This is a genomic window from Pseudoalteromonas sp. AOP7-A1-14 (genome assembly GCF_052376275.1).
Classification (GTDB): Bacteria; Pseudomonadota; Gammaproteobacteria; order Enterobacterales; family Alteromonadaceae; genus Pseudoalteromonas.
Window position 1 is genome coordinate 1 of record NZ_JBQSVO010000029.1, and the last position, 23,415, is coordinate 23,415.

Below are 23,415 nucleotides of genomic sequence, written 5' to 3' on the forward strand. Positions count from 1 at the left end.
AAGCCCACATAAAGTGGGCTTTTAAAAACCTGATAGGTTTACTTACTGCGTAATTGTTTAATTACACGTAATTGAGCTATAGCTTCTGCTAGTTGCACTGCTGCTTGTTGGTAATCCAACTCAGCAGCAGAGGCGTTAGCCATTTGCTCTTGTGCTTCACGTTTAGCTTTTGCAGCGGACTCTTCATCAAGGTCTTCACCACGTACCGCAGTATCAGCTAGGATACTAATGATATTAGGTTGTACCTCTAAAGTACCGCCAGCAACATACATCACTTCTTCGTGACCAAATTGCTTAACTATACGAATCATACCAGGTTTTAGGGCAGTCAATAGTGGAGCGTGGCCATAGTTAATACCAAGGTCACCTTCACTACCGCTTACTTGAATCGATTCAACGAGACCAGAAAATAACTTTTCTTCTGCGCTTACTACGTCAAGATGTACAGTCATAGCTGCCATACTACCCTCCTAATTACATGCCTTTGGCTTTTTCTTGAGCTTCTTCGATAGAGCCAACCATGTAAAATGCTTGCTCTGGAAGGTCATCAAACTCACCGTTTAAAATGCCTGTGAAGCCAGCAATTGTGTCTTTCAGTGAAACGTATTGACCTGGCGAACCGGTAAATACCTCTGCCACAAAGAATGGCTGAGATAGGAAACGCTGGATTTTACGTGCACGAGATACAAGTTGCTTGTCTTCGTCAGAAAGCTCGTCCATACCTAGGATTGCAATGATGTCTTTAAGTTCTTTATAACGCTGAAGAACTGTCTGAACGCCACGTGCTATGTTGTAGTGCTCTTCACCAATTACTTGTGGATCAAGTTGGCGTGAAGATGAATCAAGTGGATCTACCGCTGGGTAAATACCCAATGATGCGATGTCACGAGAAAGTACCACTGTTGCATCTAAGTGAGCAAACGTTGTTGCTGGAGACGGATCGGTCAAATCATCCGCAGGTACGTATACCGCTTGGATTGAAGTGATTGAACCTGTCTTAGTCGATGCGATACGCTCTTGTAGTACACCCATTTCTTCAGCAAGTGTAGGCTGGTAACCTACGGCAGATGGCATACGACCTAGCAATGCAGATACTTCCGTACCCGCAAGCGTGTAACGGTAGATGTTATCTACGAAGAAAAGCACGTCACGACCTTCGTCACGGAATTTCTCAGCCATAGTCAAACCAGTCAAAGCAACACGTAGACGGTTACCTGGTGGCTCATTCATCTGACCGTATACAAGAGATACTTTGTCGATTACGTTCGAGTCAGTCATCTCATGGTAGAAGTCGTTACCCTCACGAGTACGCTCACCAACACCGGCGAATACTGAGTAGCCGCTGTGCTCGATTGCGATGTTACGGATAAGTTCCATCATGTTTACGGTTTTACCAACACCGGCACCACCGAATAAACCAACTTTACCACCTTTAGCGAATGGACATACAAGGTCAATTACCTTGATACCTGTTTCTAAAAGTTCTACTGAGCTTGATTGCTCTTCGTAAGTAGGCGCTGCACGGTGAATAGACATACGCTCTTCTTCACCGATAGGACCTGCTTCATCAATTGGCTCGCCAAGTACATTCATGATACGACCTAGGGTCTTTGTACCAACTGGAACTTGGATTGCTTCGCCTGTATTTTCTACTGATGCACCACGACGTAAACCGTCGGTTGCACCTAGTGCGATAGTACGTACCACACCGCCACCTAGCTGCTGCTGAACTTCTAAAGTCAAACCAGCTAGATTGCCATCTGTTACTTTTAGCGCGTCATATACGGCTGGCACGTTATCTTGTGGAAACTCGATATCCACAACGGCACCGATAATTTGGACGACCTTACCTAAACTCATGTCTATTCCTCTCGTTAATCTTTGCCCGAAGCATTAAACTGCTGCTGAACCAGAACAAATCTCACTAATTTCTTGTGTGATTGCCGCTTGGCGAGCCTTGTTATAAACAAGCTGTAACTCATCCATAAGGTCGCCGGCGTTATCAGTTGCAGCTTTCATTGCAACCATACGGGCGGCCTGTTCAGAGGCAGCATTTTCAACTACACCTTGGTATACTTGAGATTCAATAAAGCGTACTAGCAAAGACTCTAAAATAGCCTCTGGGTTTGGCTCATACAAGTAATCCCATGCATGTGCAGATACTTCTTCTTCAGCTTTTGGCAAAGGGAGTAACTGATCTACTATTGGCTCTTGCTTCATGGTATTAACAAAGTTGTTATATACCAGGAATAAACGGTCAATTTTACCTTCAGCGAATGCATCAAGCATTATTTTTACTGGACCAATAACGTCCTGAACTGAAGGTTTATCTCCAAGACCTGCTTTTTTGGCAAGTACTTGACCACCAAAACGTTGAAAAAAGCCAGCTGCTTTACCACCTAAAGTAGCAAAATCAGCTTGAACGCCTTTCTCTTTCCACGCTTTGATTTCTAATGCGACTTTTTTAAACTCATTTGAGTTTAAACCACCGCACAGACCACGGTCTGTAGAGATAACAATATAACCAACTCGTTTTACTTCACGTTCTTCTAAGAACGGATGAGTAAAATCAAGATTTGCTTGAGCAATACGACCAATCACTTTACGTAACTTTTCAGCATATGGGCGGCTTGAAGCCACTCGTTCTTGCGCCTTTTTCATTTTAGACGCAGCAACCATTTCCATCGCGCTGGTGATCTTTTGAGTATTTTTAATACTCCCGATCTTGCTTTTAATCTCTTTTCCGCTAGCCATGACTCTCTCTCCGAATCAAGGTGCACTTTTATAAATAAAGTGCACCATTAATAACTAAATTACCAAGTTTGCGTAGACTTGAACTTCTCAATAAGTTCTTTAAGTTGCGCTTCGATCTCGGCGTTGTAGTCACCAGTTTCATTGATTTGAGCCATAAGCTCTGCGTATGTGCTGTTTGCAAAAGAAAGCGCTGCAGCTTCAAAATCCATAATCTTATCGATTTTGATATCTTGAAGAAAGCCTTTCTCAGCAGCAAATAGCGACAGTGACATTTCAGCAACAGACATTGGTGCGTACTGTTTCTGTTTCATTAGCTCTGTTACACGCTCACCATGTTCAAGTTGAGCACGAGTAGCATCATCAAGATCAGACGCGAACTGCGAGAACGCAGCTAATTCACGGTACTGAGCTAGGGCTAGACGGATACCGCCACCTAGTTTCTTAACGATTTTAGTTTGTGCAGCACCACCAACACGCGATACCGAGATACCAGCATTTACTGCCGGACGGATACCTGAGTTAAATAAGTCAGTTTCTAAGAAAATCTGACCATCGGTGATAGAGATAACGTTTGTCGGTACGAACGCAGAAACGTCGCCGCCTTGAGTTTCAATGATTGGCAATGCCGTCAATGAACCTGTTTTACCTTTCACTTCACCATCCGTGAACTTTTCAACGTAATCAGCGTTTACACGCGATGCACGCTCAAGCAAACGAGAGTGAAGATAGAATACGTCACCTGGGTATGCTTCACGCCCTGGTGGACGCTTAAGTAGCAATGAGATTTGACGATAAGCAACAGCTTGCTTAGATAAATCATCATATACGATTAGCGCGTCTTCACCGCGGTCACGGAAATACTCACCCATAGTACAGCCCGAGAACGGAGCTAGGTACTGAAGCGCCGCAGACTCAGAAGCAGATGCAACAACTACGATAGTGTTTTCTAGTGCATCATGCTCTTCTAATTTACGTACTACGTTAGCAATAGTAGATGCTTTTTGACCAACCGCTACGTATACACACTTAACGCCTGTGTTCTTTTGGTTGATGATTGCATCGATTGCTAATGCTGTTTTACCTGTTTGGCGGTCACCGATTACAAGTTCACGTTGACCTCGACCAACTGGGATCATCGCATCGATAGATTTATAACCAGTTTGTACTGGCTCATCTACTGATTGACGCTCGATTACACCTGGTGCAATTTTTTCTACAGGTTCAAAACCGTCGTTATCAAGTGCGCCTTTACCATCGATTGGAGCACCTAGTGTGTTTACAACACGACCAAGTAGACCACGACCAACAGGCACTTCAAGAATACGACCAGTTGTATAAACTTTTACGCCTTCTGTAAGGTCAGCGTATGGACCCATTACTACTGCACCAATTGAGTCGCGCTCAAGGTTTAGTGCGATAGCATAACGGTTGCCTGGAAGCTCAATCATTTCACCTTGCATACAGTCAGCTAGACCGTGAATGCGGATGATACCGTCTGTAACAGATACGATAGTACCTTCGTTACGAGCTTCACTTACAACTTCGAACTGCTCAATACGTTGTTTGATCAGATCTGAAATTTCAGTGGAATTAAGTTGCATGCTCTTCTTCCCAATTACGATTGTAGTGTAGTAGCTAGGCGGCTTAGTTTGCCGCGAATAGAGCCATCGATTACCTTGTCACCAGCCTTGATAACAAGACCACCAACTACAGATTCATCAACACTACAATTCAGCTTAATTTTGCGTGCGAAACGTTTTTCAAGCGCCGCTACCAGTGATTCTTGCTGCTCAGCAGCAAGCGATGTTGCAGAAGTGACATCAACATCAACTTCTTTGTCATACTCAGCTTTAAACGCTGTGAATAACTCAGCAACCGCTGGTAGGGCAACTAAACGCCCATTTTCAGCCATTACCTTAACAAGGTTTTGGCCGTGTTCGTTGAGCTGCTCTGCACAAACTTTAATAAAGAACTCAGCTTGGTCAGTTGCTTTAGACAACCCCGATAAAGCAGAATCAACTTGCTCATTGCTGGCAACGTGACCAGCAAAAAACAACATATCATTCCAACTTTCAACAGTGCCTTTCTCAACGGCAAGTTCAAAAGCCGCTTTAGCGTATGGGCGAGCGATAGTAGTCAATTTAGACATGCTCATACCCTCCTAATTACAGCTTAGCGACAAGTTTTTCAACGATGTCACTATGTGCGGCTTGATTGATTTCACGCTCTAAAATACGTTCAGCGCCAACAATCGCTAAAGTAGCTACTTGTTTACGTAGCTCTTCAGTCACACTGTTACGCTCTGCTTCGATTTCAGAGTGTCCTTGAGCAACAATTTTTTCACGTTCTTCGCGACCACGAGTAGTCTCTTCGTCAACGATTACTGCTGCACGCTTTTTAGACTGTTCAATGATATCAGCCGCTTGTTCTTTTGCTTCTTTAAGCTGCTCAGCAGCTTTTTTTTGCGCAAGTTCTAAGTCTTTTTCGGCTCTATCAGTGGCAGCTAAACCATCTTCAATTTTCTTTTGGCGAGATTCAATTGCGCCATTAAGTGGTGGCCATACATACTTCATACAGAAAAGTACAAACACCGTAAACGCAATTAATTCACCGATAAGAGTGGCGTTAATATTCACAACCGCTCCTCCTTAAAATAGTAAGCTGTTCAAATTAAAATTAAAGTACGAACAAGATTACCATCGCGATACCAACACCAATCATTGCTACAGCATCGATTAAACCAGCAAGGATGAACATTTTAACTTGTAGTGATGGTGCAAGCTCAGGTTGACGCGCACATGCTTCAAGGAATTTACCACCCATGTTACCAAAACCAACAGCTGTACCGATTGCACCAAAACCGATAAGTAGTGCAACTGCGATATATTTTAAGCCTGTTACCAATTCTAAAGCTTCCATTTTTTTCTCCAAAGTTTCAATTATAAATTAAAGTTAAAAGTAAATTTGTAAATTAATGATTGTCTGAACTTGCCATGCTTAGATAAACAACCGTTAGCATCATAAATACGAATGCTTGTAACACGATTACTAAGATGTGGAAAACAGCCCAAACAAAGTGCAACGGAAGTTGCATTAAACCAACTGCGCCGATTAAGATGAAAATCAACTCACCAGCATATAAGTTACCGAACAAACGCAGTGCTAACGAGAATGGCTTAGACACTAACGCGATTAATTCAAGTAATAAGTTACAAGGGATTAAGAAAATCATCGCGATTTTACTTTTTGAGCTGAACGGATGAAGCGTAAGCTCAGCAATAAAACCACCAATTCCCTTAATTTTAATTGAGTAGCCGATCATCAATAAAAACACACCAATCGCAAGCGCGGCGGTTAAGTTGATGTCCGTTGTCGGTACAACTTTCATGTAAACATCGTGTGAGTCCATACCAAATGCAGTTTCGCCAACAAAGCCTGCCAGTGAAGGTAAGAAATCAACTGGAATTAAATCCATTAAGTTCATTAAGAACACCCAAACGAAAATCGTTAAGGCTAGAGGAGCAATAAGCTTGCTCTTACCGTGAAAGGTATCGCGTACGTTGTCACCAACGAACTCAACGATCATTTCAATGAAACATTGAAATTTTCCTGGTACACCCAGAGTTGATTTTGAAGCCGCACGACGAAAGATCCATAAAAACAATAGACCTAATCCGATTGACCATGCGAGGGTATCTATATGCCATGTCCAGAAACCACTGTCCGTACATGCTTTATTGAAGGCTAGACCGGTGTCGGTCGAGCACATCTTAGCATTAGTTAAGTGATGCTGGATATGGCTTGATATAGTAACTTCTTCTGCAGCCATGTTATATCCCAAAGTTAATGTTTAAAAAAAACGGGTGCAAACAATCCAATAAAGAGAACCAATACATAAGCACAAAAAAAGGGCATTAATATGACCGAGTACGATTTCAGTATTAGCGCAAACAAAATGATTGTTAGCAAAAATTTTAATCCGTTACCGCGCTTTAGCGAGGTATACACTTGATTTGCTTTGCTCGCGCCCATAAATCGGAATGCATAAGCAGCAAATACAAAATTAGGGAGGATAGCTACAACACTGCCAGCGAGCACTGAACGGCCGGCATCAACTCCCCAACCTATAAAAATAATTACAGCAGCTATCAACGCTACTAAGCCCTGAAGACAGATTAATTTAAATGCGGCTCGTCGATAAGGACTTGCTAACTTATTCGTCACGTCTAGTTAACCTTAATGACAATCTATATATCAGGGTATGAAAACTGGCGAAAGTATACTTATTTTTACCAATTTTGCAACTTGAGTTGACGCTTTGTGCTGCAAATTTACTACTAATGTCTCTATTTAGACATAATAAAAATTAAACTGCAGGGGGGTTGCTGTCAATACGCCCTAAAATCCCCTCTAATTCATCGAGATTGGTGTAAGAAATAACCAGGTTCCCTTTGCCTTTTTTATTATAGTTAATTTCAACTTTTGCACCCAGGTTTTCAGCGAGTTTCAGTTCTAACTTTTTGACATCTGGATCTTTTTCGATAGGTTCTTTAATCGGAGTAGGTTCTAAAATTGAACGCACTAACTTTTCAGTTTCGCGTACAGTAAGCGCTTTAGCAACGGCTAAGCGTGCGGCATCAGATTGAGCATCACCTTCGAGTGCAAGCAAGCACCGAGCATGACCCATTTCGATATCGCCATGTTCTAGCAGTATTTTAACATCTTCATTAAGATTATTTAGGCGTAATAAGTTGGTCACTGTAGTACGAGACTTACCAACTGCCTCAGCGACTTGCTGATGCGTTAATTCAAACTCAGTCAATAAGCGACTTAAGGCAATAGCTTCTTCCATTGCATTTAAGTCTTCACGTTGAATATTTTCAATTAGCGCAATAGCAACAGCAGCTTCATCTGGCACGTCTTTGATAATACATGGCACAGTATCAAGCTTAGCTATTTGCGCAGCACGCCAGCGACGTTCACCAGCAATAATTTCAAAGCTATTTTTGGCTATTGGACGCACGACTATAGGTTGAATAATACCTTGGGCACGAATCGAGTTGGCAAGCTCTTCAAGCGCTTCTTCAGACATATCTTTACGCGGTTGATACTTACCTGAATGTAAGTGCTCAATAGCAAGCTTTTGTAATTCACTCGCTTTAACTGGCTCTATAGCTGCGTCAGCTTGCTCAGTGCTAACAGAACGATTACTGTTTTTTACTGCACCAGCTGCAGGTTTGGATGAACTTAATAAAGCGTCGAGTCCTCGGCCTAAACCACGTTTTTTAGCTGACATGTTATTTTTTTACCTCAAAGTTAGGCTACTGCTGAAGAAGTTTTCTCTTTTCTACGTAACATTTCACCGGCTAGTGCTAAATAGGCTTTAGCACCACTTGATGCCCGGTCATAATACATTGCTGGTGCACCAAAACTGGGCGCTTCTGCAAGTCGAACATTACGGGGGATTACGGTACGGTATACCTTATCGCCAAAGTGTTGTTTTAATTGCTCAGACACATCATTTGCGAGGCGATTACGCGGATCATACATGGTGCGCAGTATGCCTTCAATTTTTAATTCTGGGTTAACCATTTTTGCAAGTTGAGTAATGGTATCCATCAAGGCCGTTAAACCTTCAAGTGCATAATACTCACATTGCATAGGCACTAAAATAGAATCAGCGGCAGCCATTGCATTAACTGTCAGCATATTTAATGACGGAGGACAGTCTATAAATATAAATTCGTATTGATCTTGGATTTTATCTAAAGCCTTACGAAGACGGACTTCACGGGCAAATAGCTCCATTAACTTTACTTCTGCGGCGGTTACATCACCGTTAGCTGCAATTAAATGATATTCACCAGAGGTTTCTTTGTTAATAACCTCTTCAATTGGTTTATCTTCAATTAATAAATCATAAATAGTGGCAACATCACCATATTTATCAACACCGCTCCCCATAGTGGCATTACCCTGGGGATCAAGATCAATTAACAACACTTTACGCTTCGTCGCGGCCATAGAGGCTGCGAGGTTAACAGCGGTCGTTGTTTTACCAACGCCCCCTTTTTGATTTGCTAATGCGATGACTTTTGCCACAGTGTTCTGATCCCTAATCTTTAGACAGAATAATTAAATGCCTTTGTGCATCTAAATTTGGTACTTCCAAGGCTATTTTTTGCTCGAACTTAATACCACGCGGTAACGACTTTAGCTCTTCACTTGGAAATATGCCTTTTAAGGCTATAAATTTACCTGAATGATCAATCAAGTGTGAACACCAGTCAACCATATCTTGTAAAGACGCAAATGCGCGACTTAATACACCATCTAATTTAACACTTGGTTGATATTCTTCAACTCTAGACTGCACCGGGGTTACATTTTTTAATCCTAGGTCATGTTTAACCTGCATTAAAAAGCGCACTCTTTTACCTAAGCTATCGAGTAAAATAAATTGCGTATCAGGTAGGGCAATTGCCAGTACAATACCAGGTAAACCAGGACCTGTGCCAACATCAATATAATGATGACCGGGTAAGTGTGCAGCAACAACTAAACTATCCAAAATGTGTTTTATCATCATTTCTTCGGGTAAACGCACTGAAGTTAAATTATACGCTTTGTTCCATTTGTTGAGTAACTCAACATATTGCACAAGCTGTTGTTGTTGTCTTTGTGTTAGCGCAATATCAGTTTGCGCTAATAAAGTAGTTAATTGTTGCTGTAACACAGTGTTCCTCAATGACTACGCGGTTTTACGTAGCAAGCCTTGCTTTTTTAAATACACTAATAATAGCGAAATAGCCGCAGGGGTGATACCAGAAATACGCGATGCTTGGCCAATTGTATCTGGACGTGCTTCGGTGAGTTTTGCGACAACTTCATTAGATAAGCCAGAAACTGTTTTATAATCAAATTCTTTTGGTAAAATAGTTTCTTCATGACGCAGTTGTTTATTGATCTCATCTTGCTGACGTGCAATGTAGCCTGCGTATTTCGTATGGATCTCCACCTGCTCAAGTGCTGCTTTATTAGTAAAGTCAGATCCTAAACCGTCAATAGCCATCAGATCGTTATAACGAACTTCAGGGCGACGTAGTAATTCTTCTAAATTTGCTTCACGCGTTAATGGTGTTTTTAGTAATTCATTCACTTTATTAACCATGGCATGATCTTTATGGATCCACGTATCTTTAATACGTTGAGATTCTTTAGCAATTACTTCCATTTTTTCGTTGAATGCTTGCCAGCGCTCATCATTTACTAAGCCAAGTTCGCGGCCCTTTTCAGTTAAACGAATATCAGCATTATCTTCACGTAATAATAAACGATATTCAGCACGGCTAGTAAACATACGGTATGGTTCTTTAGTACCAAGCGTCGCTAAGTCATCAATTAATACACCGGTGTAAGCTTCATCACGACGTGGTGTCCATGATTCTTTGCCCTGCACTTGTAACGCAGCATTCATACCGGCTATTAAGCCTTGTGCGCCGGCTTCTTCGTAACCAGTAGTACCATTTATTTGACCTGCAAAGAATAACCCATCAATAAATTTAGTTTCAAGTGATTGTTTTAAATCTCTAGGATCAAAAAAGTCATATTCAATAGCGTAACCAGGACGACAAATATGTGCATTTTCAAAACCACTAATTGATTGCACTATTTCAAGTTGTACATCAAACGGTAAACTAGTTGAAATACCATTTGGATAAAGCTCATATGATGTTAAACCTTCCGGTTCAACAAATATTTGATGTTTGTCTTTATCAGCAAAGCGAACAATTTTATCTTCAATTGAAGGGCAGTAGCGTGGGCCAATACCTTCAATAACGCCAGAGTACATAGGTGAACGATGTAAATTTTTGCGGATCACATCATGCGTTTTTTCATTTGTATAAGTGATATAACACGGGATCTGTTGTGGATGATCTGCTTGCTTACCCATAAATGAGAATACCGGCGTTGGAGTATCACCTGGTTGCTGTTGCATTTTGTTAAAATCAACAGTGCGGGCATCAATACGTGGTGGTGTACCTGTTTTTAAGCGATCAACACGAAATGGTAATTCACGTAAACGATCAGCCAATGCGATTGAAGGTGGATCACCAGCGCGACCGCCTTTAAATTTCTCAAGGCCTATATGAATTTGACCACCTAAGAAAGTACCTACAGTGAGCACTACAGAGGGCGCACTAAAGCGTAATCCCATTTGGGTTACCACACCTAAAACACGATCACCTTCGACAATTAGATCATCACATGATTGTTGAAAGATCTTTAAATTATCTTGATTTTGCAAAGTTTGTTGAATTGCGGCTTTGTAAAGTCCGCGATCAGCTTGAGCTCGAGTCGCGCGAACAGCAGGGCCTTTTGATGAGTTTAAAGTGCGAAATTGAATTCCGCCTTTATCTATCGCGCTGGCCATTGCACCACCTAGGGCGTCAATTTCTTTTACTAAGTGGCCTTTTCCAATGCCACCAATTGCTGGGTTACAGGACATTTGCCCAAGAGTATCCATATTGTGAGTCAGTAGCAGGGTATTCATACCCATGCGAGCAGATGCTAGTGCGGCTTCAGTGCCTGAATGTCCACCGCCTACTACGATAACGTCAAAATTTTCGTGAAAAATCATTTATGGGATCCTACTTAACTCAGCCAGCAAATTTTCAAAGGGAGCGTATTCTACCTAGAAAACAGCAGAAGATAAATGATTAAACTATGGGCAAGATCTAAGTAGGTGATCTCTAATAATATAAAGGATCTTTTAAAGAGATCTTTTACTGTTACTACTATTACTGAACTCATTTTCTGTGGGTAACACTCAGATCGTTTTCTTTAACAGTAGCTTAAGACAGATCTAAAGGTGTTAATATGATCGGATCAAGCGGCTTGTAACCTCTGATCAAAAGACCGCTTTATACACAGCCCGATTATCAACAGGACTTATCCCATGGATAAGCATGCTTAAAATCGCAGTTAGATCATAGGTTGTCCACAAATCGATCTAAATTATTAGTAAATTGTGGGTAACTTTTATAATTCTTTATTTTTAAATTAACCCATGTCTACTTTTTTGAGCCATGAGGGTAACCAAGCCAGTGCAGTGTCTTCTGGTAAGGCTTCATCAAGTATATTTAATTCCAGTCTTTCACAAATACGTTCAGCACCTTTACTCGCTAGCAGTTTATCTAGATTGCGTCCGGCTAAGTTATAAGTATCGTAACTCGTGTCACCTAAACCAATGACTGTATATTTAACTCCTTTCAAATCAGATGCTTGTTTTATCTCTTCGATAAAGGTTAATAAGTTTTCTGGGTAATCACCTGCGCCATACGTTGATGTACACAGCAGCCAAATAGTCTCTTTTTGAGGAATATTAATTAATTCAGGTTGCTCGTGTAATTGTGAAGAGATCCCACGATTAATAAGTTCATCAGCAAGCTGTTCTGCTACGTATTCGGCAGATCCCATTTGACTACCAATAATTATATTTACTGAATTCATAACGTTATAAGATCAATATTGATGTCTATTAGATGCTTATAATAACCGAGTGAACTGATCAGTAAAGCTTAGTTTTTTATTTTGTATAAGTTTTTACTTACTGATCTGATCTTATTGTTAATTAATTATCTTAACTAATTGAATTTAAACTGTTTTAATTTATATGCTGTAGTTATAACTAGTGGATCAAGTTGTTGATAAAGTTGGGGAAAGTTCTTGATAATTAATTATCATATTATGTTTATTTAGTTTAACTTATTGATCTTTTATAAATGAATTATAGAAGTGCTAATTGGTGAGAAAATTAGGATTAGTGTGGATAGTTTGCTTGTTGATAACGATCTTATTGTTGGATCGTATCAATAAAATAAATTTAAAGAAGTGTTATAAACTCTAAAATAATTCACTTTTACCTTTATTTAAGACGGAAATTAGCAAAATAGATCTATTTAAAGTGCTTATAAAAATAATAAACTATAAAAAGTACTGTTGTTGAAGATAAAAAGCCTAATAAATACGCGAATGTGGATAAAATTTATCGTCGATTGACTATTTATTTTAGTCAATCAGTACAATGTTAAGTATAAATTCGATTTTTTAGGTTCGAGTTATGAGTAAATAATTCCAATTAAGACCTTCAGTAATCTTAAACTAGTGTAATAAACCGACTAAAAAAGCTATTTATGAGGCTAATTAAAACAGTTTTTACAGTTGTAAGCGTTTTTCTGATGAGTAATTTATCCTTTTAGCTTTGGTATTTGTCGCTTAACAATCGCTTAAATAAAAATAGAGTAATACTAACGGCATTGATTTAGAGAGTAATTTAAGCCGCTTAAATGATCATATTTTAATAAAGTAAGTATTGAATATGGGGTTAATTTTAGGTGATATTTTGGTTTTTATAATTAATTTTATGAGTGCTTTAAGGTCTATAAGTAAGTTTTACTAAGGGAAAGGGAGCGAAAAAGTAAAATTTTTGGAGACTAAATTAAAGTTAAAGAGGTTAAGCTAGTTTATTACCGTATATTCGCCATTTTCTTAAAGCTACTGGGATCAGGAATAGTTAATATTTATTGGCTTCAGTTTAAAAGTGGCTACTAGTTATATCATTGGCGATTAAATATAACTATGTTTGTGGGTTTTGTTTCATTAACCTCTGCAAGTTCAATTACTTTTAGAGGTTAATAAATATTTATTAAGACTAAAATTTATAACTTTTACCGCTGAATGTGGTGTTTAAATTTCAGTTGGGCAACCATCGTTATCGGTTATTGCTTCCTTGTCTGTTCCTTCGCAATTGTCACGAGCATTGATGACACCATCATTGTCGCTGTCATAAAGATCACGTGATTGGTACTTTACGCTATGAATGACAGGGTTTGATACGCACGCTGTAAGCATGACTAAAGTGGTGGCTAATAGAGTATTTTTCATTGTTATTATTCCTCGTCGTCCTTTATCCGCCAAGGCTCTGGCGTATCGACACGTAGTGCTTCTACTAACATACCTGTTGCATTTATTAAACGATAGCTTGCTTTACTTTTATCAAAAGCGGCATTTAAATAATTACGACGAGCTGTAAATAATTCTACTTTAGAATCCAGCACATCCAATAATGAACGATGTCCTAAATCAAATTGTTTTTTATAACCTTGTTGTGTTTCTTTTGCAAAATCAACATTATCTTTATAAAAATCTATTTGTTGCCCAACTAATATATATGCATTCCAAGCCAGTTTAGTTTTCTCACTAACTTGGCGGATTGTTGTGTCACGTACCGCAGTTGCTTCTTGATATCGCCACTTAGATGCTTCAGTTTGTGAGTTAGTACGACCACCACCGTAAAGATCATAGCTCATAGTTAACATTATGCGAGCATCATCATCAGGGCCGTGATAGACGCCTATATTTTGATTATCATTCACATCAAGTTCTAGCGCGAGCTTTGGCCAGTAATCGCTTTTATCATGTTCTATTTGTTCGTTCGCTGCATTGATATTAAGGTTTGCAGCATTAATCTGTGGATGTGATTTTATGGCTAAATCAATCGCGGTATTTAAGCCTCTAGGGATATAATTAGCATCTGGTTTTGGAGTAGTTAGCATTTGTGGATAATCACCAACAAGGTCGTAATAGTTAGCTTCTAAATCAATTTCATTATTTTGCGCAGCAATTAATTCTGCCCGCACCGTTGCTAAACGAGCCTGTACTTGTGCTACATCAGCTTTACTGCTTAGTCCTTTATTCGATCTTTCTAAAATATTTGACCAAGTATCATAGTGATCATCAACATTTTCTCGCTGTAATTTTACGATTGCTTTTGCTTTAAGTAGATCTAAATATACTTGTGTGACTTCAAGCCCTATATTTTCAGCTTCAGAAATTAGACTTTGTTGATCTGCTCGCATTTCATAATCAAGTCGAGCAACATTAGAAGAGGTTTTAAAGCCATCAAATAGCATTTGAGTAATTCGTAAACCGAGTTCCCGACGAGCCATTTCGGTGTTTATTTTATTTCCGTTATTATAATTTACGTTTTCATAACCATATGCTGCATATACCCTTACTTGAGGTAAGTAATCACTAAATGCAGTTCGTTTATCCCGATATTTAGCCTCGAAGTGCGCGTATTTTTGTAACAAGCGTGGGTTTTTATTTAGTGCTTCTGCAACCGACTGCTCAAGTGTTAGAGCATAAGTGGTGCCACTGAGTGCAATTAATGGAAGTAAAACTAAAATACGCATTTTGTGTCCTTTTATGGCTCCTGATAGTAATGACTTATTTCAATCAAAAATCGGATTAAGTCATTACTATAAAAATAATTTACCAGTTAGAATATCTACACTGACTTGAATAAAGGAGGAATAGGCTGATTAGCCAATACTTTTCCGTTAATTTAAAAAGTCGGCTTCATAATAGGTGATTACATCTCCGAGCTATGAGACAAATAAATATAACTTCATCGTCTAATCTAGCCATAAATAACAAGGTCATAAGTACTAAACTTTACTGTTGTTAGCAACAAGCGCTATCAGATGATTTTCTCGATGGTTAGTTTCATAATAGTTTACTCTTAGGTGGACCAATACTGGCCCATATTAAGGTAGTAGGTGGCTCGTTCAAGACCTATATTATGTAACTAAAGGAAACGATTGAGAAATAAAATAGCTATCAAGTTAATGAATGAAATAGGTCTTTTAACTTTATTCTGAAGTTTTCCCTTTGGTTTACCTTGTTATTTCCCAATACATAAACTACAAAATTATTTAATATCAATTGCTTATGGTTTTATTGGAGCTCAGGTGGAGTGCAAATTTTTTTAAAAATAAGTAAAAATAAGTAAAAATACCCATAATATTTTCACTTTCATAGCTTCAACTCATTTTAAGACTTGGGAAAAGTGGGAAAGTGGGATTATCACGCTCTTAATTTGTCTAAATATTTTACTAAGACCTTACTAAAAAAGTTATTCTTTTTCTTTATACTTTAATCCGCCTGGTAGTTTGTACTTAAAGTACAAACTATTGATATAATTAAATATTTTTTGTTTTTCTCTTGCGTTTGCTTTACGTTATGTAATCATCTATTAAACGAGAGGAGAGAATAATGCATAAACGTATATTAATTACTTCAGTGTTACTTACTACTACTTTAATAGGCTGTATATCCCTCACTAGAGATTATAATGCAGGCCAATCACGGGCATTGAACTTGGCTCGTGCTGGCGATATTTATGATATAGATTTACGGGATTCAGCAGATGGAACAAACTCATATAGCAAAGGGGTGTTTGTTCCATTTCTTAATTTTGCAAGCTTAGCAACATCGTTTGATGCACCATTGCGCCACTTATCCGGTAGTCAAACGCTATTATTTAACGCAACAGATATAATGATGACGCCAGATAGTCCATCTGCTAGACCAAGTCTAATTGGGTGGATGCCTGCTTCATTAGTAAAATCAGAAGAGCAAGCATATAACAAATATATTGATTTAGTTGACCATGCAATTGAGCAAGTAAGTATTGATATGGGTTTGACTGCAATTAAGCTTTCAGAAATAGAAACACCTACCATAGATGGCCACCCTTTAATGTTGTGGTCGATTAAAAGCGAAAAATATGGGTGTAATATGGATAACTGTATTGTTGCTTATAATATTCAAGAACCTACATACTGGAAAACACCTGAATACATAATTGACAGTGAACTGAATAGTTACAGCATAACTGCCTCTCACCCAGAAAATTACTCCCGTTTTATATTCAAACAGACAGGAAAAGACAATAACTTTCCAATGGATGAGTTTTATAGAGCTATTAGCGCATCATTGCCTCCATGGATGATTATGTATTATCCGCCCAATAAGATTGTTCAAAGTAGTGAACTCATTTCCTATCCTGTTTTATATGAACAAGGTAAGCAATTGATATTTAGGAAGCCAAAATAATGGATCCTTTTAATGATGAACTTGATCTAGCTCTATTACAGTTTGAAGATCTGAAGTTAAACAGTGATCACATGACATTTTTGATCAGCCATTTACTCAGAGAATCTGGTTTGTTCCATCAAAGTCGTGTTGGTTGTGTTAGAGATAATATTGTATCTAGATACGTTACCCCTCATTGCTGGATTGAACTAACCAATGGGGCTTATATTGATCTTACGCTTCGAAGAAGATTATATGATGGGGATAATATTCCACATGGGTTATTTAATCCTGCTACCTACCCAGATATTTCATATACGGGTTTACCAGTTAAAGCTCCTAAGATCACCAAATCAGAACTTATTGTAATGACTAATGGAAAGTATCAGAAAGTATTATCTCTTCTCCAAAATAAGTTTTTAAGTAAATATTTATTATCTTTATAGAGTGTAGGTATGAGTAAAAAAATACGTTCATGGCAAAGTAAGTTGAAGTTACTAGGCATTGTACTTTCTATATTTGGATTACTATTTATGGGAGGGGCCGAGTGGCTCACAATTATACTGCTGATTTGGTTTAGCTACTTATTTTGTGAGTTTTTATACCAACTAATATTTTCAATATTTAAATTTAAACAAGATCATGATGAATTTTCTAAGTCAGTAGATGAGAAAATTAAGAATACTAAAGATGATATAGAAGCTTTTGGGCGCACTTTTCTTGATGGACAGAGCTTTAGTGATTACAAGCTAGCTCACCCCGGTAGCTTTGGTGGGAGTAAATTTAAAGGTTGCCATAATTGTGGTGCAAACTCTGTGTGGATAAAGGCTGTCGCGAATACTAAATATGGAATTCATAATCAGCATATTTGCCGTACATGCGGAATTGCACTATGGAGATCGAACATGACTTTTTAGTTCCTTATGGGTACAGCTCATAAGAACCAGCTACTTCCATTAAATATCAACCAATAAAACTACTTATAACAGACCAAATTAAAAGAACTATCTATAACAGACTAAGGAGCTGTCCATGTTTATTCGGGCTTATTTAAGAGCATCTACTCAAGAACAAAATGCAGGGCGGGCCAAAGAGTCATTAATTCAGTTTGCTAAACAGCATAATCAACGCATAGCTACTTTTTACGTTGAAAACATTTCAGGCGCCACATTACAAAGACCAGAGTTAATGCGTTTAATTGATGATTCTAGCAATGGTGACATTGTACTAGTAGAACAAATTGACCGGTTAGCACGTTTGAAACAGCATGACTGGGAAGTTTTAAAAAACAAACTTGCAGCAAAACGTTTATCTATAGTATCGCCAGAGCTACCTACTAGCTGGTTAGCATTAGAGAAAAAAGATAACACAGGCTTTACCGACTCTATCCTTCTAGCAGTGAACGCTATGATGTTAGATATGCTAGCAGCTGTAGCACGTAAAGATTATGATGACCGGCGACGTAGGCAATCTCAAGGGATAAATAAAGCGCGCTTAGAAGGAAAATATTTAGGTCGTCAAAAGGATATGAAAAAACGGCAACATATCGCAAGTTTACTTACCACTGGCCATAGTTACAGTGATATTCAAGATATATTAAACTGCTCTCGGCATTTAATAGCTTCAGTAGCTAAAGAGCTAAGGCAAAAAGCAGATGTTTAGAATGCTAACTGCCGTACCTTCAGTACAGCTTATCAATTATAGTATTTAAATAGTTCATATTTTATTTGGTAAAACTGCTCTTCGCGCCCAAATTGGTTAAATACAGAGCCGTGAATTAACTAGCTGTAGTTATAGAATTTCCTGAACAATAATTTAATGAGGAAATATTTATGACTAATAAATCTGATAGTGCAATAGCAAGTTGGCATAAGGCCGCCAGAGCTGAAAATGTAGACCATATAATTGGTACAGTAGCCGCTTTTTCACAGTGTCGTGGTACTTTAAAATCAATGTTGAAAGTATTAGATTTAGAACGGGCCAAGCTTCGCTATCTAGGGCAGCGTTGCTCTGACCATTATTGGTTACATAATCATGCACATCGCACTAAAGACACTCCTGGCTATCCTTGGCATCATGGCTGCCGTGTTCGATTGGTAAAAAGCAGTTTAGAAATGCACTGGTACTACAATACATTTGTTAAAAAGGAAGAGGGGGAAGGATATAAAGTATTTAGCAAACATATTTGTCGAGAGCTAAAACACCGCTATTCAAAAACTTCTTTTAATCGAGCACAATATTATGAACGGCCGATAATAAATCAAACTGAAGCCGGATTTGAGTTAATTCGTATTATGAATGCAAACCTCAGTGCAATGCGGAGGATGATCAAAATGAATTTGAAAACCTTGGACAAGCTAGAAGATCATATCAATAAATTTGAAAACCCTATAACCAAATAATTTAAAAAATCGCACAAAGCCCACTATTTTTAGTGGGCTTTGAGTTTTATCGTTATATGGAAAAACTTTCACATGTGAAACTTTTTAAGGTCATTGTATTAGCCACATTGCTTACTTCTATTATTTGATAAATAATAATTATGCATTTAAATTTGATACAGTCTGAGCTATATGCCAACAATAAAAAATTTAGCTTACTTACCTTAATTAGGTAAAAATAGTTTAAAAAATTTATGTTCTTTATAACCCAATCTAAACTCCGTATCTCTGCGAGGGTAGTAGCTTTTGATGATTACACTTCTCTCTATTAATTCAACCCCAGCACTTATAAGTGGGTTTAATATAGTTTTAGATAAACGGTAAAATGGTGAGCTTACACCAAACTTTGCAGCACCATAATGAATAATGGCTGCAATATTAGCGTTAGATGAGGTATGCTTTTTTACTTCCAACCCTGGGGTGGGATAGCGCTTAACTTTTATCAACATCTCTTTATACAACGAAGCTGCAAGCTCAAGCGCAGCCCCTTTTTCTAAATCAAAAGGAATGCAATACCACTTCGTCCTTGTGCGATGCGCTTTTAAACTCACTGTATAAACAGGTTTGGGAGTCGTAAGGCGCAATCTAATGAAGTGCTGTTTGTTCGTTAAAACATCAAACTTAGGTATATCTACCTTTGCGACTTGGTAGTTAACTGCCAACTCAAACGCAGTGTGGCTGTGTTTAGGGATGATGAATATTTGTCCCCACCAGGTAATTGTAATAGAGCAGTTATTTGCTTTAAATGACTTAAACAAGCTATGTAATAGCACTAAGCTTGGTTTCCAATCTTTTGCCATTACATCTACACCGCTAACTGGTGATGGGTGATAATCAAGAATTACTCTGCGCTTTTTAGCCTGTTTGATTTCTGATAGCAAAGTTTGAATATTCATATTGACTCAGGCTCAGCCATAATCTTTATACTAAAAGACTGATGTCGCTTACCAAGCTTTCCTTGCTTTGTAATGCCTGTACCACTAAATGTAATTTCTTTATCGTAGTAATAAGCATGTTCAAACCGTAAGCTAGCGGTTCTATTTTTAGTATCAATATTAGTAATTAAATCACCGTAAACCACACCAAAAATACGCATTATGACTCTTAAAAGTATTTGCTCAACCTCCAGTTCTAGCTGTTCAGTTTGTACACTTAGCGTGTTCGATTCTTCATTCAAATCAGATAACAGTTCATCACGACCTGTCGTTAGCACATTGGTGCACTTGTCATCTAAATCTCGAATCGGCGAAACTATATTTTCAAGCTGCCAGTATAAGTCGGAGATTTTTTCAAACGTCTCTTGTTTAGCTTCAAGTTCACGAATTAACGATAAGACTAATGGCACACGTTTTTTATCTAATATAACGCTTTTAATATTCCGCTCTGGTAGAGCTATATCGTCAATATCTACATATGCGGTAATGAAGTGAGGCTCTTTATTTGGGGGTAACAGCCCTGAAAAAGCAATTCTTGTGCTGGTTACATGTAGGTATGAAGTCATCGAATGATGATACCGATTGGTTAGCTCATAAAACCATTTTACCTCCGTGGTTTTTACAACAACCTCATAAAGATTATTTTCTTCTAGCAGTTTACGAGCCTTGTGTACTTCATTAATGAGTATTTCGGCAAATTCAACCAAGCAATAAGTAGGTAATGCTAATCTGTAATGCTCATTGCGTTGCTCTTTATTGAGTAATTGCACCGCTAAACAAATAACTTGATGAGTCATAATTTAAGCCCCTTTTACTACTTTTAAGTGTAGTTCAAAGCAGGTATGAAATTTATACGCTCGATTTCTATAAACCAATATTTATGTCTTAAATATAAAGTTTAGAAAACCATATACAACTAACTCAATGTTATGCTTAAATAAGTAACGGCTTAGACGAAGCCTGCTGTCCACGCAAAAACTTTTCGAGGTTGTCTATTCTTATAAAATTTTGAACGTAAGCTTCATCGCGCACGCTCAGACTTAAGTGGACATTTGATGAGATTGCACGTTACCGGAGAAGTATTATGTCCAAAATATCAAAAACCCTTATCAACAAACTTAAAAAACAAGCCAAACAACAGTCAAAGATTAGTGAGCGAACTTTAACACAGATTCAAGATGAGATTGCTCGCAACTACGGTTATTTAAATTGGCGGACTTTTATTAGTTATCAAGGCCGTGGAGCTGTCACAATAGCTGAGGCCGAGGATTGGTTCCGTTCTAATTTTGAAGCAGCTGCTAATCTTTCAAGAGCAAATATATTTGTAGAAGAGCCTCACGAGATTTTCGATATATTCCAAGAGCACTTCGACTTTGCCTTAGATTACGATGATGGCGGAAGAATGGTAGAGCTAGCTATAAATCTTGCAGAAGAAGATGCTTGGAGTTATAGCACTGGTAACACTCTGGAGGAAATGTCATGAATACGACTAGTTTCCCCAGCGACCCAGAGCTTATAAAACCAGATAATGAACTCATCGTAGCTAACCACTCAGGCTATGGTTACGATGACTCATCAAATTATGAACATGATGATACCGGTGATATTCATAATTACTCTGGCTGCCAAGATATCATATGGTCAGCAGAGTCAGAGCATTGTGGCTGGGAAGATGGCTATGATTACTAGTCCTGAAAATAAAGCCTAAATAAGCTATTTAAGATTAAAAGGTGCCGGTAGCGCGCTACTGGTCACTTCGTGTCAAAATAACGAGACAAATAAGTAAATGACCACAATAAATTGTACAATAAGCATAATCGAAAGAATAAACGAAAATGGGAAAAGTATCAGTTCTGTCATGGCTACGTGCCCTGATTGCATGGAAAAATCTTATGCTTATGGCACGCATGAAAGGAGTAAAACAAGATGCCTTTGCCAGTTAAAGGAGATATGTGAATGCGATGATAGCGACCACCGTTTTTCATTGAAGGCACATATTAATTATTACTCTATTCAGCACTACACCTAGTAGCTAACATGCACTAGGTGTAAAAGCTATTATAAAGCTCGCAATTACCACTCAATAAGATGCTTATTTGGTTTTGAGCATTGCTCACAAAACGATAAATTTTCATAACGGGTTAACGTAACACTATAATTTTCATGGCAATGGTTACAGCACGTACTAACTTTTAGCGTACTTACAAAACCTGTAAGAATTATTTTCTCTGGTTCTACTGCTTCACTATTATTAAGTTGTTCAAACTCTTTATCTTCACAATCCACCTCAGCGTTTTCAATGCCTGTTAACTCATATAAAAAATGTACTGCTTTTTTTGCATCATCTACGGCTTTAAATAAGTAATGAAAATCATCCTTTAAATGCTTTATCCAAGACTTTAAATAAGCAGCATGATCTGTTCTTGGTGTAATTGTATTTTCAAGCCGCGTACATATAATTGCTGCACCAAGTTCAGCAACAAGCTCTTCATACGCATACTGCTCAGTACTATTGTTAGCTAAGTTGCGCTTCATTCTAGTGTCATGACCACTCCAATGAATTAACTCATGAATAGCAGTCGCATAATAATTATGTTTTTTACTGCCATGAGAACTATCTACAAAATTAGTGGGGAATGGCAGGTATATTTTATCTTCGTGTACTCTGTAAAATGCACCGGTATTACCATGAGTAATATTGGCTTTGCATCGAGCTATAAATTTATCAGCACTTGGATCTATCGGCATATCATCTGCAAATAAATCAGGGTGCGCGGGGTTGTACTTATTTACTTGGTCAGCGTTGAATACCGTATAAGGTTTAAATAAATAATATAATCTTCATCACTAGGGTTATTTTTTTTAGCGTAAATAGGGCGAAATAAACGCGTTCCCTTTGAGCGAATTTTTACCTTCGCTTTTTTTGTATTCCATTGTTTAAGTGTAGCCCATTCATCCGATTGAAATGCATTATCAAGGGTAGACGCCCAAAGTAATGTTGCGTTCATTCCACTAAAAAGGTGGTGTGTAATGGCATTTTTAGGTTCTAAAAAGCCATTATGCCAAGGTGCTATCCATTCCCCCACGTTCTCCTGCATTTGCTCAATTAGCTTATCTACAACACTTCTAACATGTGCGTCTACTTCTTCCTTTTTCATAATTTAATTCCGTTTTAAAAGCCATGACTTATTTATAGACTAGCACTTTGCTAGTTATGGATATTACCTTAATTTGGCAAACCTTCTCTACCATATAACTCGATAAGGGTTACAATACCCTTAATAAAAAGTACTGCCTTCAGTGCTGGTAAATAATCCTTAAATCTTGCTTAAAAAATAGCATAT

Annotated in this window: 27 protein-coding genes; 7 read left to right on the forward strand and 20 right to left on the reverse strand. The window is 38.2% G+C overall.

The annotated features are described in order from the left end of the window. Positions 1-38 precede the first annotated feature (38 nt). From ACT3RM_RS06795 to ACT3RM_RS06870, 16 genes are all read right to left on the reverse strand, one after another. A complete protein-coding gene (locus tag ACT3RM_RS06795) occupies positions 39-461 on the reverse strand; it encodes a F0F1 ATP synthase subunit epsilon (RefSeq protein WP_441834661.1) in 423 nt (140 codons plus the stop codon). Between the two features lie 13 nt (positions 462-474). Continuing rightward, on the reverse strand, positions 475-1,860 hold the full coding sequence (atpD, locus tag ACT3RM_RS06800; RefSeq protein ID WP_441834662.1) for a F0F1 ATP synthase subunit beta: 1,386 nt from the start codon (positions 1,858-1,860) through the stop codon (positions 475-477). A gap of 33 nt (positions 1,861-1,893) precedes the next feature. Continuing rightward, a complete protein-coding gene (atpG, locus tag ACT3RM_RS06805; protein WP_441834663.1) occupies positions 1,894-2,754 on the reverse strand; it encodes a F0F1 ATP synthase subunit gamma in 861 nt (286 codons plus the stop codon). 59 nt (positions 2,755-2,813) lie between these two features. Continuing rightward, positions 2,814-4,355 carry a F0F1 ATP synthase subunit alpha gene (atpA, locus tag ACT3RM_RS06810; RefSeq protein WP_441834664.1) on the reverse strand — a complete coding sequence of 514 codons (1,542 nt, stop codon included), beginning with the start codon at positions 4,353-4,355 and terminating at the stop codon, positions 2,814-2,816. Positions 4,356-4,369: 14 nt separating this feature from the next. Beyond that, entirely contained in the window at positions 4,370-4,903 is a 534-nt protein-coding gene (gene atpH, locus ACT3RM_RS06815; protein ID WP_441834665.1) for a F0F1 ATP synthase subunit delta, read from the reverse strand. Positions 4,904-4,919: 16 nt separating this feature from the next. Continuing rightward, the gene (gene atpF, locus ACT3RM_RS06820; protein ID WP_441834666.1) at positions 4,920-5,390 is read right to left on the reverse strand and encodes a F0F1 ATP synthase subunit B; all 471 of its coding nucleotides are present in this window, start codon (positions 5,388-5,390) and stop codon (positions 4,920-4,922) included. A gap of 40 nt (positions 5,391-5,430) precedes the next feature. Continuing rightward, positions 5,431-5,673 (reverse strand): F0F1 ATP synthase subunit C, encoded by a 243-nt coding sequence (gene atpE, locus ACT3RM_RS06825; protein WP_441834667.1) that lies wholly within the window; start codon positions 5,671-5,673, stop codon positions 5,431-5,433. A 52-nt stretch (positions 5,674-5,725) separates the two neighbouring features. Continuing rightward, on the reverse strand, positions 5,726-6,583 hold the full coding sequence (gene atpB, locus ACT3RM_RS06830) for a F0F1 ATP synthase subunit A (RefSeq protein WP_441834668.1): 858 nt from the start codon (positions 6,581-6,583) through the stop codon (positions 5,726-5,728). A 14-nt stretch (positions 6,584-6,597) separates the two neighbouring features. Continuing rightward, entirely contained in the window at positions 6,598-6,978 is a 381-nt protein-coding gene (locus ACT3RM_RS06835) for an ATP synthase subunit I (RefSeq protein ID WP_441834669.1), read from the reverse strand. Positions 6,979-7,120: 142 nt separating this feature from the next. Then, on the reverse strand, positions 7,121-8,050 hold the full coding sequence (locus ACT3RM_RS06840) for a ParB/RepB/Spo0J family partition protein (protein WP_441834670.1): 930 nt from the start codon (positions 8,048-8,050) through the stop codon (positions 7,121-7,123). Between the two features lie 20 nt (positions 8,051-8,070). Then, positions 8,071-8,856, reverse strand: coding sequence for a ParA family protein (locus ACT3RM_RS06845; RefSeq protein ID WP_441834671.1), 786 nt, complete (start codon positions 8,854-8,856; stop codon positions 8,071-8,073). Positions 8,857-8,869: 13 nt separating this feature from the next. After that, positions 8,870-9,490 carry a 16S rRNA (guanine(527)-N(7))-methyltransferase RsmG gene (gene rsmG / locus ACT3RM_RS06850; RefSeq protein WP_441834672.1) on the reverse strand — a complete coding sequence of 207 codons (621 nt, stop codon included), beginning with the start codon at positions 9,488-9,490 and terminating at the stop codon, positions 8,870-8,872. Between the two features lie 15 nt (positions 9,491-9,505). Beyond that, positions 9,506-11,395, reverse strand: a complete 1,890-nt coding sequence (gene mnmG / locus ACT3RM_RS06855) for a tRNA uridine-5-carboxymethylaminomethyl(34) synthesis enzyme MnmG (protein WP_441834673.1) — start codon at positions 11,393-11,395, stop codon at positions 9,506-9,508. Positions 11,396-11,817: 422 nt separating this feature from the next. Then, positions 11,818-12,267 carry a flavodoxin domain-containing protein gene (locus ACT3RM_RS06860; protein WP_441834674.1) on the reverse strand — a complete coding sequence of 150 codons (450 nt, stop codon included), beginning with the start codon at positions 12,265-12,267 and terminating at the stop codon, positions 11,818-11,820. A 1,236-nt stretch (positions 12,268-13,503) separates the two neighbouring features. Further along, entirely contained in the window at positions 13,504-13,701 is a 198-nt protein-coding gene (locus tag ACT3RM_RS06865) for a hypothetical protein (RefSeq protein ID WP_441834675.1), read from the reverse strand. A gap of 5 nt (positions 13,702-13,706) precedes the next feature. Then, on the reverse strand, positions 13,707-15,011 hold the full coding sequence (locus ACT3RM_RS06870) for a TolC family outer membrane protein (RefSeq protein WP_441834676.1): 1,305 nt from the start codon (positions 15,009-15,011) through the stop codon (positions 13,707-13,709). Positions 15,012-15,873: 862 nt separating this feature from the next. On the opposite strand from ACT3RM_RS06870, the gene ACT3RM_RS06875 reads away from it, so the two are divergent. The 5 genes from ACT3RM_RS06875 to mobI all read left to right on the forward strand — a co-directional run bounded on the left by ACT3RM_RS06875 (position 15,874) and on the right by mobI (position 19,097). Further along, a complete protein-coding gene (locus ACT3RM_RS06875; protein ID WP_441994968.1) occupies positions 15,874-16,716 on the forward strand; it encodes a hypothetical protein in 843 nt (280 codons plus the stop codon). Then, complete coding sequence (locus ACT3RM_RS06880; RefSeq protein WP_138626151.1) at positions 16,716-17,141, forward strand: hypothetical protein; 426 nt, start codon at positions 16,716-16,718, stop codon at positions 17,139-17,141. The genes ACT3RM_RS06875 and ACT3RM_RS06880 overlap by 1 nt, the downstream gene beginning before the upstream one ends. Positions 17,142-17,150: 9 nt before the next feature. Next, positions 17,151-17,612 (forward strand): hypothetical protein, encoded by a 462-nt coding sequence (locus ACT3RM_RS06885; protein ID WP_441994971.1) that lies wholly within the window; start codon positions 17,151-17,153, stop codon positions 17,610-17,612. A 115-nt stretch (positions 17,613-17,727) separates the two neighbouring features. Continuing rightward, positions 17,728-18,357: a recombinase family protein gene (locus ACT3RM_RS06890; protein WP_441994973.1), complete on the forward strand. Its 630-nt coding sequence runs from the start codon at positions 17,728-17,730 to the stop codon at positions 18,355-18,357. 170 nt (positions 18,358-18,527) lie between these two features. Continuing rightward, a complete protein-coding gene (mobI, locus tag ACT3RM_RS06895) occupies positions 18,528-19,097 on the forward strand; it encodes a conjugative transfer protein MobI(A/C) (RefSeq protein WP_441994975.1) in 570 nt (189 codons plus the stop codon). A 203-nt stretch (positions 19,098-19,300) separates the two neighbouring features. Here the strand turns inward: mobI and ACT3RM_RS06900 are convergent, their stop codons facing one another. After that, a complete protein-coding gene (locus ACT3RM_RS06900; RefSeq protein ID WP_441994977.1) occupies positions 19,301-20,032 on the reverse strand; it encodes a hypothetical protein in 732 nt (243 codons plus the stop codon). Continuing rightward, positions 20,029-20,868 (reverse strand): hypothetical protein, encoded by an 840-nt coding sequence (locus ACT3RM_RS06905; RefSeq protein WP_441994978.1) that lies wholly within the window; start codon positions 20,866-20,868, stop codon positions 20,029-20,031. Before ACT3RM_RS06905 ends, ACT3RM_RS06900 begins: the two co-directional genes overlap by 4 nt. A gap of 287 nt (positions 20,869-21,155) precedes the next feature. Between ACT3RM_RS06905 and ACT3RM_RS06910 the strand changes: the two genes are divergently transcribed. Together ACT3RM_RS06910 and ACT3RM_RS06915 are read left to right on the forward strand one after the other, a co-directional pair. Continuing rightward, positions 21,156-21,554, forward strand: a complete 399-nt coding sequence (locus ACT3RM_RS06910; protein WP_011328756.1) for a hypothetical protein — start codon at positions 21,156-21,158, stop codon at positions 21,552-21,554. Continuing rightward, complete coding sequence (locus ACT3RM_RS06915) at positions 21,551-21,760, forward strand: hypothetical protein (RefSeq protein WP_011328755.1); 210 nt, start codon at positions 21,551-21,553, stop codon at positions 21,758-21,760. The genes ACT3RM_RS06910 and ACT3RM_RS06915 overlap by 4 nt, the downstream gene beginning before the upstream one ends. Before the next feature lie 384 nt (positions 21,761-22,144). On the opposite strand, the gene ACT3RM_RS06920 is transcribed toward ACT3RM_RS06915, so the two are convergent. Together ACT3RM_RS06920 and ACT3RM_RS06925 are read right to left on the reverse strand one after the other, a co-directional pair. Beyond that, positions 22,145-22,819 (reverse strand): zincin-like metallopeptidase domain-containing protein, encoded by a 675-nt coding sequence (locus tag ACT3RM_RS06920; protein WP_441994981.1) that lies wholly within the window; start codon positions 22,817-22,819, stop codon positions 22,145-22,147. Between the two features lie 41 nt (positions 22,820-22,860). After that, on the reverse strand, positions 22,861-23,229 hold the full coding sequence (locus tag ACT3RM_RS06925; RefSeq protein ID WP_441994983.1) for an ArdC-like ssDNA-binding domain-containing protein: 369 nt from the start codon (positions 23,227-23,229) through the stop codon (positions 22,861-22,863). Between the last annotated feature and the right edge of the window lie 186 nt (positions 23,230-23,415).